Consider the following 18,092-nt stretch of genomic DNA (forward strand, 5'->3'; position numbering starts at 1 on the left):
AGGATAAATGTTGTTAGATAAGCCTGTTGTATGTGGCCCCGTGAATCCGGGAGCCATAGTCAGTTGTGAGGTATATGGTTTTTTCGACCATAGCGCTGTTGTGGTAGACCACGAGAGTATCGTGGAATTGCACGGTAGTGGCTTAGTGCGGCGTGTTAGCTATCAACGCTTTATTCAACAACGCAGTGGCGAACACTTTATGGTCGCCTGTTCAGCGACCTCTACGCCTCTCCGTCAACGTCCAGAAGAAACCGTCAAGCGAGCGCTAGAGTGGGTATTTCACTTACGAGGTTACGATCCACTGAGCAATAATTGTCATCGTTTTACTTGGCACTGCTTAACCGGCCGGGATGAACCACTGACAACGTTTGCAGAATTTAACCAGCATCTGCGCCAACATTTTCAGCAAACGGTTCGCTGGTGCCGTTGGGAGGCGCTTTCTGAGCGTTCTATTTAAAAAGGGTAACGCCGTTGGACGTGATTTTGTTGTCGGTGACATTCACGGCGAGTACCAACAACTTAAAGAACAGTTGGCGGCAGTGGAGTTTGATCAAACACGAGATCGTTTATTCGCCGTTGGGGATTTAATTGATCGAGGCCCAGAATCAGTCAAAACGCTCGAACTGCTGCATCAACCCTGGTTTTTCTGCTGTCGGGGCAATCATGAAGCAACGCTATTGCGCTTTATGCGTTCACCGTCGAACGCGTTAAAACAACGTTGGATCAGCTTTGGTGGCGATTGGTTTTTCCAGTTAGCGAGCCATGAACAGCAGCGACTTAGCCAACTGATCAAGCACAACACCGCACTAGCGATTGATGTATTGTATGAGTGGGGGCGAGTAGGGATTGTCCATGCCGACGTGCCGCTGCGGAGTTCATGGCGTCAATTCATTCACCAACTGCAACAAGCGGAAGACGCCGCTATAGAGACGGCAATTTGGTCGCGAGAACGCTTTCAAGCGGTAAAACCACAGCAAGACGTTGCTGATGTTGACATCATTCTGGTTGGGCACTGTATTGTTGATGTCCCTCGTTATCGCAACAATTTGTTGTTTATCGATACTGGTGCATTCCTGCGCAAAGAAGAGCCACAACGCAAGTTAACACTTCTAGAGCTTACTCCAGCGTTACTTAATCGTTAAGTGTTTCTACCCAGTCTGCGGCTTGTTTATAAATGTTAGCAACCTCTACTTCAGGACGTTGCAACCGTTCACACGCCTGCTTAATGACCGGCCAATTGGCTCGCTCAAAGGCGTTGATCAAACTGATGAGGAATGCCAACGGTCCTTTCTTTGCCACTAATGCATCGGAAATCTTTTCGCTGATAGCAATACGTGCAAGCAAGTTTTCAATGGTATCGTTCATTATAGCGTCTAAGTTGGATAGCAGACCTGTTAAAAATGCGTGACTGGGGTCGAGCTTAGCGGTACTGAGATCATTTGCCATCATTTCGCAAAAGCGGGCGCGTAGTATTGATAGCTTTAATAATTCTTCCGGTTTTCCCGAACCCAGCTCTGAAAGGGCTATAATGGCAACAAAGCGCTGTAATTCTTTTTGCCCAAGAAACACAATAGCTTGCCGGAGCGTTTCCACTTTTTGTCGGCGTTGGTAAACGGCTGAATTCGCAAATCGTAATAATTTGAAAGACATTCCGGTGTCTTTTTCCACCGTTTTCACCACGTCAGGAATGGAGAAATTGCTTTGGCTCACCAGCGATAATAATTGGGTGTATATCTGCTGAGAGGCATTTAACGTGCGCGATTTAACCATTTCTGGGCGGGCGAAAAAATAGCCTTGGAATAAGCTAAACCCCATTTCTTTGGCACGCGTAAATTCGTCATGGGTTTCAATTTTTTCAGCGAGATAAACGCCGCTAAAGCCTTGCAAAAGATCCATTTGCTGCTTCAGCCCGTTTGCACCTAACGCTTGGAAATCGTATTTTATGATATCCGCTATTTCAATTAATGGTTGCCACGCGTCGCTATACTCAAAGTCGTCTAAAGCGATGGTATAGCCTTTTTGTTTTAGTTCTAGCACAGCTTCAACAACGGCAGCGGTCGGTGTAATGGTTTCAAGAAGTTCCACCACAATTTGGTCGTGTGGCATAAGCAATGGCAGGCGTTGCTTCAATGAGCGCGCGGTAAAATTCACAAACGCCAACGAATTTCCTGTAAGCTGTTGAATGCCTGAGTTAAATTCGCTGCCTTCGACGAGTCTTTGGGTGGCTTCGTCAAGAGAGATATCAGGAAAGGCATTTTCCGGTCCGTTACGGAAAAGCAATTCATACGCAAACAACGATTTGTCTTTTTTTAATATCGGTTGGCGCGCAACATAAAATGACACAGTGTGACCCTGAATTTTGTTATTAACTATTAGCTGTGTGTTATTTTGTTCATCATACTTCCTAATCAATGCTATGGAAAGGAGTTCTATGTCAGACGTAAATGTTGCCCTAGCTCTGGGCTCTGGAGCCGCACGCGGCTGGGCTCACATCGGTGTGATTAAGGCACTCGAAGAGCTTGGTATTAAAATCAACATGGTTGCAGGCACATCGATTGGCTCATTAGTAGGCGCCGGTTATGCATCAGGGCGTCTGTCTGAAATGGAACAGTGGGTTAAAGGCATGAACCGTTGGGAGGTATTTAACCTGTTGGATTTCGGGTTTAATCAAGGCGGCCTGATTGGTGGCGAGAAGGTCTTTAACTACGCACGTGAGCAATTTGGCGCCACCCGTATAGAAGACTTACCGATCACTTACGGAGCAGTGGCAACTGATTTGTATAGCGGTCGCGAAATTTGGTTGCGCAAAGGTGACATATTTAATGCTGCTCGTGCCTCAAGCGCGATGCCGGGTGTACTGGCGCCAACCGCATACGATGGCCGTTGGTTGGTCGATGGGGGATTAGTAAATCCAGTGCCAGTATCACTATGTCGGGCGCTGGGAGCAGATTTTGTAATAGCAGTGCACCTCAACTCACAACTCAACACCAAGTCGCTTGAAAGCCGTGCGCGCAGTATTCCGCCGCAAACAGAAGTAGAGCAGGCGGAACTTGAGCATCAGTCAGAAGACAATGATCAACAAGGGATGTTCGGGAATTTCTGGGCGCACAGCCAACACTATTACGAGAATATCGTACAGAAATTCAAAAGCAACGAGCACAAGGCACCAGGTATGTTTGGCGTAATGGCAGGGGCGATTGATATTATGCAAGAGCGGATCACCAAAGCGCGAATGGCGGGTGATCCGCCTGATATTCTCATTCAACCGAAACTCGGCCATATTGGTATTATGGAGTTTGAGCGGGGAGACGAGGGTATCGAGATTGGCTATGAAACCACCACAAGAATGAAGGACCTTATTCAAGACGAAATTGAACTTTACCGAGAGCGCCGAGGTTAAGCTACATTCGCTAAACCTAGCGTATGGCGATTAAAAAATGCCAGTCAGGGAAACCTGACTGGCATTGTTGTTTTCAGTGCCTACCGAGATGGTTATTTTGCATGCGTTTCGATAACGCGTTCCATCTCTTCAAAGGTATCCTGAAGGTCTTTATTAGGTGCTTCAGTCATACGGCTCACGACTACAACAGCGATTGTACTTAAGATAAATCCTGGCACGATTTCGTAGAGGTAGGCAGATAGAGGATGACCATCTATCATTACTGGGCCATAGATCCAGAATAAGACCGTTGCTGCCCCCACTAACATACCAGCCATTGCACCTTGACGATTCATGCGTTTCCAGAACAAGCTGAGGATGATCACTGGACCGAATGCGGCACCAAAACCTGCCCACGCATTACTAACCAAGGTTAAAATCGTGTTTTGTGGGTTCCAAGCCAGCGCAATGGCCACCAGAGATACCACGAGCACCGAAATACGACCAACAAAAACGAGCTCTTTCTGACTCGCGTCTTTATGCAAGAACGCTTTGTAAAAATCTTCTGTCAAAGAGCTTGATGTCACCAGTAATTGCGAAGAAATCGTACTCATAATTGCTGCCAAAATCGCAGCGAGCAAAAAACCACCGATTAATGGGTGGAATAAAAACTGTGAAAAAATAATGAATATCGTTTCTGGATCACTGAGTGTCATTTTAGTTTCCGCCACGTAAGCGATACCCACAAAGCCGGTTGCCATGGCACCAATAATTGAGACGAACATCCAGCTAATACCGATACGGCGCGCTTTCTTGATGTCGCGTACCGAGCGGATAGCCATAAACCGAACAATGATGTGCGGTTGGCCGAAGTAACCAAGTCCCCAAGCCAACAGTGAAATCACGCCTAGTATTGAGATGTTTTTCAGTAGCGGGTCGGATACTGACGCATCAGTAAAGAACTTAAGGTAGTCCGGGTTAATTGCGCTGACCTGTTCATTCACTGAGCTAATGCCACCGAGGTGGATATATGCCACGATAGGCACCATCACTAGGGCGACGAACATGATACAACCCTGCACAAAGTCCGTCATGCTCACGGCGAGGAAACCGCCGAAAAGGGTATAAGCACAAACTACCCCCGCGGTAACCCACAAGCCAGTGCTGTAGTCCATGCCGAATGAACTGTCGAATAGCTTACCGCCCGCGACTAAGCTAGCAGAGGTATATAGGGTAAAGAAAATAATAATTACCACTGACGAAAATAGCCGTAGATGACGTTTGCGGTCATCGAAGCGGTTAGCAAAGTAGTCTGGGATAGTAATGGAGTCGTTAGCGACCTCGGTATATGTCCGTAACCGTGGTGCAACGATGATGTAGTTAAGGTAAGCACCGATCAGTAGACCGACGGCAATCCATAACTGTGATATCCCGGCAATATAAATTGCCCCGGGTAGGCCCATTAACATCCACCCACTCATATCAGATGCGCCTGCGGAGAGTGCCGTTACTGCTGGCCCTAAACCACGACCACCTAGCATATAGCCAGAGACATCGTCGGTTGATTTCTTATAGGCGTATAAGCCGATGCCGAGCATCGCGATAAAGTACAGCGCTAAAGAAATAAGCGTGCCTGTTTCCACAATAAACTCCTGTTTTGGTTGCTCTGATAGTGACGTCTAGCGCACGTGTCACTGTTCTTTTGCGTATTTATCGACCTGCTGTTTGATATGCCCACTGGTCACCAGTAAACGCTCAATATAATCATCTGTTGGTGCATCAAACAGGGCCGCTGTTTCTTTGAACTCAACTATTTTACCATGCTGAAGCACTAAAATCTTGTCTGCAATATGTTTCACGATCTCCGCCGAATGAGAAACGAAAATGTATGAAATTCCCATATCTTGTTGAAGATCCAATAGCAGATTAATAATTTGTGCTCTAACTGATGGATCCAATGCAGCCAGTGCTTCATCAGCGACCACAATCTGTGGTTCTAACAGGATTGCGCGGGCGATTGCGACCCGTTGCTTTTGTCCTGTCGCAAGCATGTGCGGAAAAAATTCCGCATGCTCTGCTAACAGTCCTACGCGTTGCAGTACTTCTCGGATCCGTCGGCGCCGCTCAGTCGCGACTAAGTCGGTGTTAAAACGCAGAGGTTCATCTAATTGTTCGCCAATGGTTAATTGCCGGTTCAGAGAGGCATCGCTGTCTTGAAACACCATGCGAATAACCTGACAGCGTTGACGGTAATTATGCTTTTCCAAGCGCTGACCGTTGACCCAAATATCGCCACTACTCGGGGTTTCGACACCGGCAACGATTTTCGCTAAGGTTGATTTGCCGGAACTGGTTTCGCCCATAATGGCGAGGATTTCACCCCGCGCCAGAGTGAAGCTAATATCACTGAGGGCACTGACTTGCTTGCCCGGTAAGAAGTGCGCCTTATGGGTATAATTTTTACTCAGATTTTTGACTTCCAGCAGGGGGCTCATGAATCATCCTCCGCTAACGGAAAGTGGCAATGAAAGCTATGTTGTTCATGTTTGCTGACCCTTGGTACTTGCACGCATTCTTTGCGAGCTTTGGGGCAACGCGGCCCTAAACGGCAGCCAATGGGCATATGCTCGAGGGTAGGAATAGAGCCGGGCAATGTGGGTAAGCGCGATTTGTGCGGTAAATCGTCTAAACGTTGCATCGACATCCGTATCATTGAATCGGTGTAGGGATGGCGCGGATTATTGAGAATTGCGTCTTTTGGTCCTGACTCCATTAACTGCCCACAGTACAGCATGGTCACGTGCTGGCTCTCTGGGATGATTGAACCAATATCTTGCGTGATCAACAACACTGACATGTCCTGCAAATAGCTCAACCGCGCTAACAGTTTGTATATCTGCCCACGGGTACTGGATTCCATCGCGGTAGTGGGTTCATCAGCGATCAATAATTTGGGTCGGTGAGCGACTGCCATTGCAATACTCACTTTTTGCGCAATGCCTTCGGAAAGCTCAAACGGATAACTTTCCATGATACCTTCATGGTCGCGCACGCCGACCCGGTGCAACAGCCGCTTAACCCGAGTTCTACGATCGACGCGCCGGCGTAAAAACGTCCCGCGAACGTCGCCCGCAGGAATTGCCTCCGCTAATTGTTCGCCAACGGTACTATTCGGGTCTAAATAGCTATTCGGATTTTGGAAAATCATCGCCATATCGCGGCCAGACACTTGGCGCCGTTGCTTCGGCGTTAAACTCAATAAATCTTTACCATTCCACCAAAGGCGATCGGCAGTCACTGTCCAACGCGGGTTAATAAAGCCGAGAATAGCTTTTGCCAGTAAACTTTTACCGGACCCTGATTCACCCACCACGGAATGAATTTCACCAGCGTGTACGCGCAGATTCACCTTGTCTAGAATCTTCACCCGTTTACCTTTTGGCGAAGTCATTTCAATACTGAGGTTGCGAATATCCAAAAGGTACATTAGTTTTCCGTCCGTTCTTTAATGGCGGTGCGTAAACTGTCTCCAACAACGTTCACACACAACACTAAAACAAACAGTGCCATACCCGGCAGAATCATCGACCAAGGCGATAGATAGACTTGATCCAACGACCGCGCGAGCATAGTCCCCCACTCCGGCGCAGGGGCTTGTACGCCCAATCCTAAAAAGCCCAGTGCGGCAATATCCAAAATCGCAATCGACAGTGCGGAGGTAATTTGCATCACTATCATCGGCGTAATATTTGGCATGATGACGCGCAGCATCAGGTACCACGTCGGGCAGCCATTTAAGCGTGAAGCAATCACGTAATCTTTGTTCCATTCGTCGTGAAAGCTGTTGCGAACGCTGTGAACGAATTGGGGAATTAACACCAGCGTGGTTGCGATAACCGCATTCTCTAAGCCCGGTCCGAGGATAGCAATGACCACCAACGCCAGCAGTAGCGACGGAATACTGAGTAGTACATCAAGCAAATGGTTCAGCGCTGAAGCGCGCAGTCCTCGAGTAATTCCGGCGAAAGCCCCAATAGTGATGCCGACAATAGCGGCCACCAGTACAATCACTAACGGATAACCCAAGCTATAGCGCATCCCCGTGATGATCCGCGACAACAGGTCGCGGCCTATGTCATCGGTGCCAAGAATAAAACGCATATCGCCAGGTTCCGTCCACGAAGGTGGAATCGACAACGCTTGAGCAAACTGTTGATTAGCATCATAGGGCGCTAACCAAGGCGAAAACAACATGACCAACAAACCCAGTGCCAGAAAAGATAGCGCAATCATAGCTGCCAAATTAGCACTAAAATGGCGCCAAAGCTGTTGCGTCGGTGACGGATTACGCTCTTGGTAGTAAAGGTTAGTATTCAGCATAGAGTTCCTGCCTTACTTGCGGATAACGCCACGCGTGATAGAGCTCGACCAACAGGTTGATGAGCAGGATAAAGCTAGCAAAGACCAATAACCCGCTTTGCAGCACTGGGTAGTCCCGTTCATAAATGCTTTTTACCAACCAACTGCCGATACCTAAGCGGTTAAAGATGACTTCGGTGAGTAGGGCGTTGGTCATCAACACACTGAATTGTAGGCCCAATTGCCTAATTAGGGGTTGCATGGCGTTCGGTAAGGCGTGGCGGCGCATCAGTTTGAGCTCACTTAAGCCCCGCGCACGTGCTGCTTTAATATAGTTTTTATCCAGTACATCTAAAGTTGCATCACGCATGATGCGAATTAACATGGTTAGCGGCATCATGGCTAAGACAATGACCGGCAGAACCATATGATTTACCGCATCCCAAAATGCCAAGCTGGCATTGGCTGAGTCGGAGAGCATGACATCAACGAGCACCGCACCGGTGCGAGTCGGAATATCGTACAAAGGAGTGATTTGTCCGGTAATGGCAAACCAGTCATAGTGCACGGCAAACAATAAAATCAATAACTGTGCTAACCAGAACACTGGAATGGAGTACCCAGTCATCGCCGCTGATACCACCCAACGATCAAACATTGAGCGTTGATTCATTGCCGCTAAAATCCCTAACGGAATGGCGACAACCAGCGACAACAGCATGGCTAAAAACGACAACTCGATCGTCGCACCTAGGTGGATCCACAGCTGCTCAGTAACGTCTTGGCCCGTACTCATAGATACCCCCCAGTCGCCATGTAAGATTGCGCTCAAGTAGGCCAAATAGGAACCAACAGTTGGATCACTATGTTTGAATTCGGGAAATAAGAAGCCCAGACTAAAGGTTACTATTGTCAGGAGCCACAGTGTAAAAAGAAACAACAGGAAGCGCCGCAAGGTATAGCGTATCATGGCTTATCCTCCGCCTTCTTTACCAAGTCTTTACTGGCGTTACGAAAGCTAATGCCACCATAGGGGGGTAATTTAACCCCATGAATATAGTCCTGCTGCGCTTGATAGCGTACCGAGTGCGCGATTGGCAATAACGGTTGTTGTTCACGCAGTACCTGCTGTGCCTGACGATAGATTTCAGCACGGGCGTCGTTATCGTTCACGCTAATGGCTTTAATTAACAGTTCATCGAATGACTTGTTACACCAATTGGCACGATTACTACCGGTTCGCACGGCGGCGCAACTCAGCAATGGTCGAAAGAAGTTATCAGGATCGGCATTATCGGCGTACCAACCAATCAATACTGAGTCGTGCTCGCCTTCGGCCAAGCGCCGACGGAAGGTATTCCATTCATAACTGATAATATGTGCTTCGACACCGACTTGAGCCAGATCGGCTTGCATCAGTTCTGCCATCCGTTGGGCGTTAGGGTTGTAAACTCGCTGCACTGGCATCGCCCAAATGTCCATACTAAAGCCATTGGCGTAGCCGGCTTCTTTTAACAAGGCGCGAGCCTTGGCGGGATCATACTGGTAAGACGCATTGACGTCGGTATAGGCCCAGGAAGTCGGTGGTAAAATCGATCTTGCCAACTGCGCATTGCCAAAATAGATCGCTTGCACAATCGCGGCGCGATTGATGGCGTGGCTCAGCGCTCGTCGCACTCTTGGGTCATCAAAAGGCGGATGCTGAGTATTAAACGCCCAAAATGCCACATTGGGACTTACCTCGCTGAGCACACGAATATTTTCTTCTTGGCTCATTGCCGTCAGTTCGTTCACCAATGGGTAGGGGATGACGTCACACTCACGGGTGAGCAACTTCAGCATGCGTTTATTGGCATTTGGGGTAATGGAATACACCAACTGCTCAATCTCTGGCGGTTGGCGCCAGTAGTTTTCGTTACGCAGGTAACGGATAAGAATATCTTTACGGTATTCGACAAATTTGAACGGACCGGTACCAATAGGGAAGCGATCAATATTTTCCGGATGGCCTTTATCCAACTGTTGTTGAGCGTACTCTGCCGACAAAATAATAGGAAAGTCGGTGGCGAGGTTTGCCAGAAAAGAACTGTCAGGGCGAGCTAGTTTAATATCAACAGTATATGCATTAATGCGCTCGACGTCGGTGATCAATTTGTCCAAGCCGGTGGCTGTAAAAAACGGGTAAGTACCACCATTTACATCGTGGTAGGGATGACTAGCTTTTAACCAACGATTAAAACTAAACACCACGTCGTCGGCATTAAAGGTGCGACTAGGGGTAAAGTATGCGGTTTTATGAAAGGCAACGTGTTGGCGCAGGGTAAAGCGGTATCGGGTACCATTATCTAAGGCTTGCCATTTTGTTGCCAACGCCGGTACGAAACGTTTGCTTTCTGGGTCGTAATCGATCAAACGGTCATAAAGTTGTGCTGCCGTTGCGTCGACAGTGGTACCGGAGGCATCGAGTTGCGGATTAAAACTCTCTGGGTTGCCTTCTGAGCAATAGATCAAACCATTTTGTAACGGTGCTGGCGGTGTGTCCGGCTGGCAACCCGTGAGTCCGAAGACGATAGTGAGTGCGCCTAACGCTAAGCGCTGATGTGCTAACAGCTCACGCATTTAACTATTCGTTCCTTCAAGCAATTGGTATTTTTTTAAATAGCCACGCAGTTGATGGTAGGTTAAGCCAAGGAATTCTGCCGTCTTCTTTTGGTTAAACTGGTTAAGTTTGAGTGCCTGATTAAGCATTTTCACTTCATAGTCTTGGCTTTGTTGCTTGAAATCTATGGGGTCTTTCAATGCTAACTGCGGCGTAGAAGCGGAATGTGTTGGTGTCTGTTGGGGTTCACTCTGCGCGTTTTTCGGTGCATTGTCAGCGGCAACTGGCGCTTCTTCTGAAGCTGCTGCTGGCGCGCTGTTCTTCGGTCGATAAGGGCTATCGAACGGGTCCAAGATAATATCATTAACCGGCATATGCCCACTGGCGACGCGGTAGACCGCGCGTTCAACCACATTTTTTAGTTCGCGGATGTTACCGGGCCAATCGTAATCCAGTAATGTCGCCTTGGCTTTTTCGGTAAAGCCACTGAACAATTCAAACTGCAGTTCACGTGCCATCGCCACGGCAAAGTGCTCCGCCAATAGCATAATATCTTCACGTCGCTCTCGCAGTGGTGGCAGGGTAATCACATCAAATGCCAAACGGTCGAGTAGGTCGGCGCGGAATTTTCCTTGTTCAGCAAGGGTGGGTAAGTCTTCATTGGTCGCCGCAATAAGACGCACATCGGTTTTAACACTGCGGCTGCCACCCACGCGTTCAAATTCACCGTATTCTATAACGCGCAATAATTTTTCTTGGATACGTGCCGAGGTTGTCGCGAGTTCGTCGAGAAACAGCGAGCCACCATCGGCTCGTTCAAATCGACCTTCATGGCGTTTGCTGGCGCCAGTAAATGCTCCGGCCTCATGACCAAATAATTCGCTCTCTAACAAGCTTTCATTCAATGCTGCGCAGTTGAGCTTAATGTAGTTTTGCTCCCAGCGTTGCGAGAGGAAATGTAACCGCGCGGCAATGAGCTCCTTACCGGTACCGCGCTCACCGATAATCAGTACCGGTTTACTGAGCGGTGCCGCTTGTGAAACTTGTTCTAACACTTCAACGAAACTGTTGGCTTGACCAATGACGTTATCCGCTTGACGGAACCGACTCATTAATTCACCTAATTATTAGTATCTTTCACCAAGAGTTAGTCTATTTCATTATTCTTTACAAATAAAGCATTCTTTATTTTCTGGATAAATCTTTTATATTCATATGGTTACAAAAATATGAAAGTTGGCGTGATTCCTGAATGTTCTATGCCAAAGACAGGCATCGCCCGTCTCAATTCATCGCAATGAAGTTAACTATGAGAGGTAATTACGATGGGTATTTTTTCACGTTTTAGTGACATCGTGAACTCCAACATCAACTCTTTGTTGGATAAAGCGGAAGATCCAGAAAAAATGGTCCGCCTGATTATTCAGGAAATGGAAGATACGTTGGTAGAGGTTCGTTCAACATCAGCTCGACTTTTGGCCGAGAAAAAAGAATTTGAACGTCGCCAAACACGCCTGCAACAGGAAGTGAAGGATTGGGAAGATAAAGCAGAATTGGCACTCAGCAAAGCGCGCGAAGATTTGGCTCGGGCTGCATTAGTCGAGAAGCAACAAGCGGAGCAAGCGGTGCGCCAACTGCAAGACGAGCAGCAACGGATTGATGATAGCTTGGGTAAAATGAACGATGAGATTGCTCAGCTACAAGAAAAGCTGGCGGATGCTAAAGCACGGCAAAAAGCCATTGTTATGCGTCAGCGTGCGGCGAGTTCACGTTTGGAAGTGAAAAAGCAAGTGGATAGCAGCAAAGTTGACGATGCTATGTACCGCTTTGAACGTTATGAATCGAAGATTGACGATCTAGAAGCCCAAGTCGATGCTTATGATTTAGGCAAAAAGTCGTTGCGTGACGAGTTTGCAGAGCTAGAAAACGAAGGCAAAGTTGAAGACGAGTTGTCAGCGTTAAAAGCTCGCATGAAATCAAACAAATCAGAGTAATACGCGTTACTCGCGTTAAGGTGAAAGGGTATGGATATCGAGTCAATCGTCGGCATGTTAATTGCGCCAATTATCTTATTTATGATTTTTGTCGCGCCGTTTTGGGTCATCATGCATTACCGTAGTAAACGCCAGGTGAACCAAGGCTTGTCGGAGTCTGAACACGCCCAGTTGCGAGAACTCGCGGTACAGGCTGAAAAAATGCGCGAACGCATTAAGTCGCTGGAACTGATTCTTGATGCTGAGGCCCCACAGTGGAGGGAAAAAGCATGAACTTTGAACTACCCAAACGCGAGTTAAGACGGCGTCAGGACAAAGGAAAAATTGCTGGTGTATGTGCAGGCTTAGCGGACTACTTTAACATTGAAACTTGGTTAGTGCGGGTAGTGTTTTTTACCGGCCTGATATTCTCTAGCGGTTTCTTTGCAGTACTTTATTTCGCGCTATGGTTTATCTTGGATAAAGGACCTAGCGTGTTTGATAACAAGAGTGAAGGGCATGGCCCAATTCGGGTAAAGGACAAAATTTGGGCCGCCGGTGAGCCGCCCAAGCAAGCGTTCCAGGAAATCTATCAAGATTTTCAAGAGATGGAACAATCGCTACAAAAGATGGAACGTTATGTCACCTCTAGCGAATTCACCTTAAACAGAGAGTTTAAACAGCTGTAGTGAAGAGCACAGTAACAAGCACTGCTAACAGTATTAAACAACAAGCCCACGATGCTCTGCACCGTGGGCTTGATCGTCATGTAAGATTGGCGGTAACTGGATTACGCAGAGCGGGTAAAACCGCATTTATTACCGGCCTGATTGAGCAATTGTTGCATGCTAACGAAGGCGCTGCGCTAGGCTTCTTTGACGTGGTCAGAGAAGGGCGGTTAGTGGCGAGCCAGTTAACCCCATCGCCGCAATGGCAAATACCACGGTTTAAGTACGAACAGGCTATAGAAGCCCTTTGCGGGCAACCTTCGCGTTGGCCAGAATCGACCAATAGTCTCAGTCAAATACGTTTAACCCTGCGCTATCAGCCAACCGGACACTGGTATTCGCGCTGGCTATCATATCGCGATCTAACCTTAGATATTGTCGATTACCCTGGCGAATGGCTCCTGGATTTACCCCTATTAAGCCTAGATTATGAGGCGTGGAGTCAGCAACAAAGCACGTTACTGGAACGTCCTGAACGTGAACAACACGCTCAGGCATGGCTGCAGAGTATTCGCAGTGAACTGGCTTCTGAGCATTCTGCTGACGAGAGTATTCGCCGCATTGCTGAACAATATCAGCTATTCCTGGCCGCCTGTCGTGATCAATCACAGTTATGCTTTTTACAACCTGGACGAATGTTAATGCCGGGAGAGTTAGCTGGCGCACCAGCGTTACATTTCTTCCCGTGGCCGCAACAGTTTTCTTGCCCAGAGCATTGGCAACGGTTGCTCGTTAAACGTTATCAACACTATCAGCAACAGGTGATTAAGCCATTTTATCAAAGCTATTTCAGCCATTTTAATCGGCAAGTGATATTAGTGGATTTACTCGATGCCCTGCAGGCGGGTGAACAAGCCTTTGCCGACCGACAAGAGGCCCTTGCCGCTCTCTTAGAAAGCTTTAGCTATGGGGAAAACCATTGGCTCCGCCGCTTGTTCTCGGCACGCATTGAACGCGTCGCCTTGGTGGCGACGAAAGCTGACCAAGTGCCGCCGAATCAGCATCACGCGTTAGCCGAACTGTTGCGGCAGTTGCTGCTGGATAAACGACGCCAATGGCAGTTTGATAACGTTCCTCACGAGGTGTTCAGCGTGGCCTCATTGGCGGCGACAAGCGCGGGTGAAGTGGATGGCCAACAAGTGGTGCAAGGGGTTGACGAAAATGGCCAAACACGTCGGGTGGCGCCGTCGGCTTTGCCACAATCAACACCGATGGCGCAGCAGTGGCAGAAAGGCTTCCAATATTTACGTTTCGCCCCCAACTTTAGTCGCCAACAGATACCGTTGCCTCATCAGCGCTTAGACAAGGTGTTGCAGTATCTTGTGGGAGATAAATTGACATGAGTGATGAGCAGGAAATGCTTGAATTTAATCCACAGCAGCCTATGCAAGAGATTGATGTCGAGCCCGAGCAGGAAACGCTTGTCGTTGCTGAAGAACCGCTAACAGCCAAGCAAAAATCAGGACGTGGGCGTTGGTTGATACTCGGCGTTGGGTTGCTGATTGCAGCGATTTTGGCCGAGTCGGTATTACAAATCTATCAGGCGTGGCAATCGCACTGGTGGCTCGGCGCACTATGGTTAGCGGCGATTGTGATTTTGGTCGTTGTATCGGGTTATTGGGTCATTCGCGAGTGTGTGTTGCTTTACCGGTTAAAGCATCGGAGGCAATTGAAGCGCCACGATGAATGCACCTCGGATTACGCACAAGCTCTGGTGAAGCAGTTACAGCGAACGGATTTATTGCGTGAATGGCAACGTATAGATGAGGACTACTGGCAACCGCAAGAGCGGGCTGAAAGGTTGCAACAGGATATTATGCAAAATGTCGACCGCGACGCGCAGCGAGTGATCAATAAATCGGCGAGCGAAACGGCGGTGTTAGTCGCGGTTAGTGGTAATAGTCTGTTAGATGCCGTGATCATGCTTTGGCGCAACCAGCGCATGATCAGTAAGGTTGCCGCGCTTTATGGCGTTGAGCTGGGATATTTTAGTCGCATTCGTTTGTGGCGAATGATCCTCACCAATATCGCCTATGCCGGCGTCAGCGAGTTGTTAACGGATGCTGGAAGCCAGCTTCTTAGCGCTGAATTGGCCGCTAAGTTGTCCATGCGTGCGGGGCAGGGCTTGGGTGCTGGCCTATTGACTGCACGTTTAGGCTACGCTGCCCGGCAATTATGCCGACCATTGCCGGTGCCGAAAGAACGCCGAGCGCGTTTGACAGATGTGCAAACATCACTCTTGGGCGCGCTGAAAAATGCGTTACCGCAAGTTTGGCGGGCGCGTAGCAACGCGGATAATAGTGGAAAATAACCGTTACAGTTATTGTTGACAGGGAAACGCTGAAAGGAATTGCTATCGGCTGCGCAACACTGCAATCTTTAGCCCGATTCTCAGCACAATAACGTGGTAGGTTAAGCGCTATTATGGCCAATAAAAACAATAATCATAATTCACAATGGCAAGCAGCGACTCAAGTCATTCACGCGGGCGCCGTTCACGATGACCCGCACGGCGCCTTAGTGTCGCCACTGTACCAAACCTCTACTTTTACTTTTGATTCTTCTGCGCAGGGCTCAGCGCGATTTGCGGGTGAAGCTGACGGCTATATCTACAGTCGCTTAGGGAATCCGACAGTGACCGAGCTAGAGCGTCGGGTTGCCGCGCTCGAAGGGTTGCCTGCGGCTGCCGCAACAGCAACCGGTATGGGGGCTGTTTCTGCTGCCATGCTGGCATTTTTGCGCCACGGTGACCATGTGGTAATTTCCGAAGCAATCTACGGCTGCAGTTTTGCGCTATTCTCTGAACTGTTTACCCGTTTTGGCATTAGCGTCGATTTTGTCGATATGACCGACGCCAATAACGTTGCGCAGGCGGTCAAGGAAAATACCAAGCTGGTGTTCTTAGAGACACCGGCCAACCCCCATTTAAAAGTGGTCGATATTGCCGCGGTGAAAAAAGCCATTGCGGGCCGTGATATTCGGATGGTGGTCGACAATACGTTTTTGACGCCGCTATACCAGCAGCCGGCGCTGTTTGGTGCCGATATTGTGATTCACAGTGCGACCAAATATTTGAATGGTCACGGTGATGTGGTTGCCGGCGTTATTTGTGGTAGCGAAGACGATATCGCGTTAATCAAATCAACCACGTTAAAAGATATGGGCGCCACCATGAGCCCACACGATGCCTGGTTAATTTTACGGGGCTTAAAGACCCTTGATGTGCGGATGCAACGGCATTGTGAGAACGCGTTATTTGTCGCCGATTTTTTGCGTAATCACGACAGTGTAGAGCGCTTGTTCTTCCCTGGGTGCAGTGACCATGCCGGGCAGAAACTGATGCAGGGCGACAATCCGCAAATGCGTTCGGCTGGCGCCGTCATCGGCTTTGAACTCAAAGGCGATGAAGCCACCGCAAGGGCATTTCTCGATAAGCTACAATTAATCACCTTAGCGGTGAGTTTGGGCGATGCCGAGACCTTAATTCAGCATCCGGCGTCGATGACGCATTCTCCGTACACGCCAGAGGCAAGAGCGAAAGCAGGAATTTCGGATACGCTGGTACGGATTTCCGTCGGACTGGAAGCTGCAGATGACATTATTGATGATCTGCAGCAGGCGTTAGCAGGAAAGTAGAAGCAAAATTTGGTAACCTGAATAAATATTGAACGAATAATAACAATAATTTTCTAACAACAAGAGGAAGCAACAGGGCAACTTTATGGGTAAACAAAGTAAATATGTCTCAAAGCAGCCGGATGCCGACGGCATCATTCATTGGAGCGACGAGGAAAACCAAGTATGGCACGACCTTGTTGAACGGCAGTTAGCGTGTATTCCAGGGAAGGCGTGTGATGAGTACATGAAAGGACTTGAGTTACTCGACTTACCGCGTGACCGGATTCCACAGTTACACGAGCTAAACGAAGTGTTAGAGCGTGAAACGGGGTGGCAAGTTGCGGCGGTGCCCGCACTCATTCCATTTGATGAGTTTTTCCGCCTGTTAGCGAATAAGCAGTTTCCGGTAGCAACCTTTATCCGTACGCGGGAAGAATTTGATTACCTGCAAGAGCCGGATATCTTTCACGAAATATTTGGCCATTGCCCACTATTGACCAACCCGGCGTTTGCCCACTTTACTCACCAGTACGGTAAGTTAGGCTATGCGGCGAGCCCGAAAGAGCGGGTCTACTTGGCGCGCCTATACTGGTTTACGGTTGAGTTTGGGCTGCTGCAAACCGAGCAAGGTACGCGCATTTATGGCGGTGGCATTTTGTCTTCACCGGCGGAAACCGAGTACGCGGTGAACAGCGACAAGCCAGAGCGCCATCCTTTAAAAGCGTTGGATGCGCTGCGCACCCCTTACCGGATTGATATTATTCAGCCTGTCTACTACACCATTCACAGTGTAGATGAGCTATTCGAAATTGCCGACATGGATATCATGGCGCTGGTTCGTGAAGCCATGGAACTCGGGTTGTTTGAGCCGAAGTTCCCGCCTAAAGACGCGGCATAACGTATTTATTGAACATAACGAGGAGTAAATCGAATGTCTGATTTAGACAGCATGAAGTGTGAAGCTTGCCACGCCGACGCACCAAAGGTTAGCGACGACGAGTTAGCGTCACTACTGCGGGAAATCCCAGATTGGACACCTGTCACCAAAGATGGGGTGATGATGCTACAACGTGAGTACACCTTTAAAAACTTCAAACAAGCGCTGGCGTTCACCAACCGTGTGGGTGAAATTGCTGAACAAGAAAAGCACCACCCTGAATTGATTACCGAATGGGGTAAAGTGACAGTGACTTGGTGGACGCACGCTATCAATGGCCTGCACAAGAACGATTTTATTATGGCCGCGAAAACCGACACGGTGTTAGACGCCTAACTCGCGACTCGCCAACGAAAAGCCCGCTATAGCAGCGCAATGCTGTTCACTTAAGCGGAGCAGCATTGCGATTCACCGGATAGCGGGTTTTGGATAGTTTAACCGACCTTGGTCTTGATGGCCTCGGTCGGTTTTCTTTGAATAACATACCTAGGCTTCCTCT

19 protein-coding genes are annotated in these 18,092 nt (G+C 48.6%); 11 read left to right on the plus strand and 8 right to left on the minus strand.

All coding sequences use genetic code 11. The features are described from left to right. Positions 1-7: 7 nt before the first annotated feature. Together CWI84_RS06035 and CWI84_RS06040 are read left to right on the plus strand one after the other, a co-directional pair. Entirely contained in the window at positions 8-457 is a 450-nt protein-coding gene (locus CWI84_RS06035; RefSeq protein ID WP_126841679.1) for a hypothetical protein, read from the plus strand. After that, complete coding sequence (locus CWI84_RS06040) at positions 369-1,142, plus strand: metallophosphoesterase (protein WP_126841680.1); 774 nt, start codon at positions 369-371, stop codon at positions 1,140-1,142. Before CWI84_RS06035 ends, CWI84_RS06040 begins: the two co-directional genes overlap by 89 nt. Here the strand turns inward: CWI84_RS06040 and CWI84_RS06045 are convergent. Continuing rightward, positions 1,132-2,343, minus strand: coding sequence for an EAL and HDOD domain-containing protein (locus CWI84_RS06045; RefSeq protein WP_126841681.1), 1,212 nt, complete (start codon positions 2,341-2,343; stop codon positions 1,132-1,134). The two genes, CWI84_RS06040 and CWI84_RS06045, sit on opposite strands and share 11 nt — an antisense overlap. A gap of 88 nt (positions 2,344-2,431) precedes the next feature. On the opposite strand from CWI84_RS06045, the gene rssA reads away from it, so the two are divergent. Then, positions 2,432-3,400: a patatin-like phospholipase RssA gene (rssA, locus tag CWI84_RS06050; RefSeq protein ID WP_126841682.1), complete on the plus strand. Its 969-nt coding sequence runs from the start codon at positions 2,432-2,434 to the stop codon at positions 3,398-3,400. Between the two features lie 92 nt (positions 3,401-3,492). Here the strand turns inward: rssA and putP are convergent, their stop codons facing one another. From putP to pspF, 7 genes are all read right to left on the minus strand, one after another. Beyond that, complete coding sequence (gene putP, locus CWI84_RS06055; protein ID WP_126841683.1) at positions 3,493-5,022, minus strand: sodium/proline symporter PutP; 1,530 nt, start codon at positions 5,020-5,022, stop codon at positions 3,493-3,495. Positions 5,023-5,070: 48 nt separating this feature from the next. Beyond that, positions 5,071-5,874 carry an ATP-binding cassette domain-containing protein gene (locus CWI84_RS06060; protein WP_126841684.1) on the minus strand — a complete coding sequence of 268 codons (804 nt, stop codon included), beginning with the start codon at positions 5,872-5,874 and terminating at the stop codon, positions 5,071-5,073. Continuing rightward, positions 5,871-6,866, minus strand: coding sequence for an oligopeptide/dipeptide ABC transporter ATP-binding protein (locus CWI84_RS06065; protein ID WP_126841685.1), 996 nt, complete (start codon positions 6,864-6,866; stop codon positions 5,871-5,873). Before CWI84_RS06065 ends, CWI84_RS06060 begins: the two co-directional genes overlap by 4 nt. Beyond that, positions 6,866-7,759, minus strand: coding sequence for an ABC transporter permease subunit (locus CWI84_RS06070; RefSeq protein WP_126841686.1), 894 nt, complete (start codon positions 7,757-7,759; stop codon positions 6,866-6,868). The genes CWI84_RS06065 and CWI84_RS06070 overlap by 1 nt, the downstream gene beginning before the upstream one ends. Then, positions 7,746-8,534: an ABC transporter permease subunit gene (locus CWI84_RS06075; protein WP_241968739.1), complete on the minus strand. Its 789-nt coding sequence runs from the start codon at positions 8,532-8,534 to the stop codon at positions 7,746-7,748. The genes CWI84_RS06070 and CWI84_RS06075 overlap by 14 nt, the downstream gene beginning before the upstream one ends. A 170-nt stretch (positions 8,535-8,704) precedes the next feature. Continuing rightward, a complete protein-coding gene (gene sapA / locus CWI84_RS06080) occupies positions 8,705-10,357 on the minus strand; it encodes an ABC transporter substrate-binding protein SapA (protein ID WP_126841688.1) in 1,653 nt (550 codons plus the stop codon). Continuing rightward, positions 10,358-11,449: a phage shock protein operon transcriptional activator gene (gene pspF, locus CWI84_RS06085; RefSeq protein ID WP_126841689.1), complete on the minus strand. Its 1,092-nt coding sequence runs from the start codon at positions 11,447-11,449 to the stop codon at positions 10,358-10,360. Positions 11,450-11,662: 213 nt separating this feature from the next. Between pspF and pspA the strand changes: the two genes are divergently transcribed. From pspA to CWI84_RS06125, 8 genes are all read left to right on the plus strand, one after another. Continuing rightward, on the plus strand, positions 11,663-12,331 hold the full coding sequence (pspA, locus tag CWI84_RS06090; protein WP_126841690.1) for a phage shock protein PspA: 669 nt from the start codon (positions 11,663-11,665) through the stop codon (positions 12,329-12,331). Positions 12,332-12,361: 30 nt separating this feature from the next. Then, positions 12,362-12,604, plus strand: a complete 243-nt coding sequence (gene pspB, locus CWI84_RS06095) for an envelope stress response membrane protein PspB (protein WP_126841691.1) — start codon at positions 12,362-12,364, stop codon at positions 12,602-12,604. Continuing rightward, positions 12,601-12,999 carry an envelope stress response membrane protein PspC gene (gene pspC / locus CWI84_RS06100; protein ID WP_126841692.1) on the plus strand — a complete coding sequence of 133 codons (399 nt, stop codon included), beginning with the start codon at positions 12,601-12,603 and terminating at the stop codon, positions 12,997-12,999. Before pspB ends, pspC begins: the two co-directional genes overlap by 4 nt. Next, positions 12,999-14,381, plus strand: coding sequence for a YcjX family protein (locus tag CWI84_RS06105; protein WP_241968740.1), 1,383 nt, complete (start codon positions 12,999-13,001; stop codon positions 14,379-14,381). The genes pspC and CWI84_RS06105 overlap by 1 nt, the downstream gene beginning before the upstream one ends. Beyond that, entirely contained in the window at positions 14,378-15,349 is a 972-nt protein-coding gene (locus CWI84_RS06110) for a TIGR01620 family protein (protein WP_126841693.1), read from the plus strand. Before CWI84_RS06105 ends, CWI84_RS06110 begins: the two co-directional genes overlap by 4 nt. A 113-nt stretch (positions 15,350-15,462) precedes the next feature. Next, on the plus strand, positions 15,463-16,674 hold the full coding sequence (locus tag CWI84_RS06115) for a trans-sulfuration enzyme family protein (RefSeq protein WP_126841694.1): 1,212 nt from the start codon (positions 15,463-15,465) through the stop codon (positions 16,672-16,674). 85 nt (positions 16,675-16,759) lie between these two features. Beyond that, a complete protein-coding gene (gene phhA / locus CWI84_RS06120; protein ID WP_126841695.1) occupies positions 16,760-17,554 on the plus strand; it encodes a phenylalanine 4-monooxygenase in 795 nt (264 codons plus the stop codon). Positions 17,555-17,587: 33 nt separating this feature from the next. Next, on the plus strand, positions 17,588-17,929 hold the full coding sequence (locus CWI84_RS06125) for a 4a-hydroxytetrahydrobiopterin dehydratase (protein ID WP_126841696.1): 342 nt from the start codon (positions 17,588-17,590) through the stop codon (positions 17,927-17,929). Positions 17,930-18,092 lie beyond the last annotated feature (163 nt).

This window comes from Idiomarina tyrosinivorans, from assembly GCF_003987475.1.
Lineage (GTDB): Bacteria > Pseudomonadota > Gammaproteobacteria > Enterobacterales > Alteromonadaceae > Idiomarina > Idiomarina tyrosinivorans.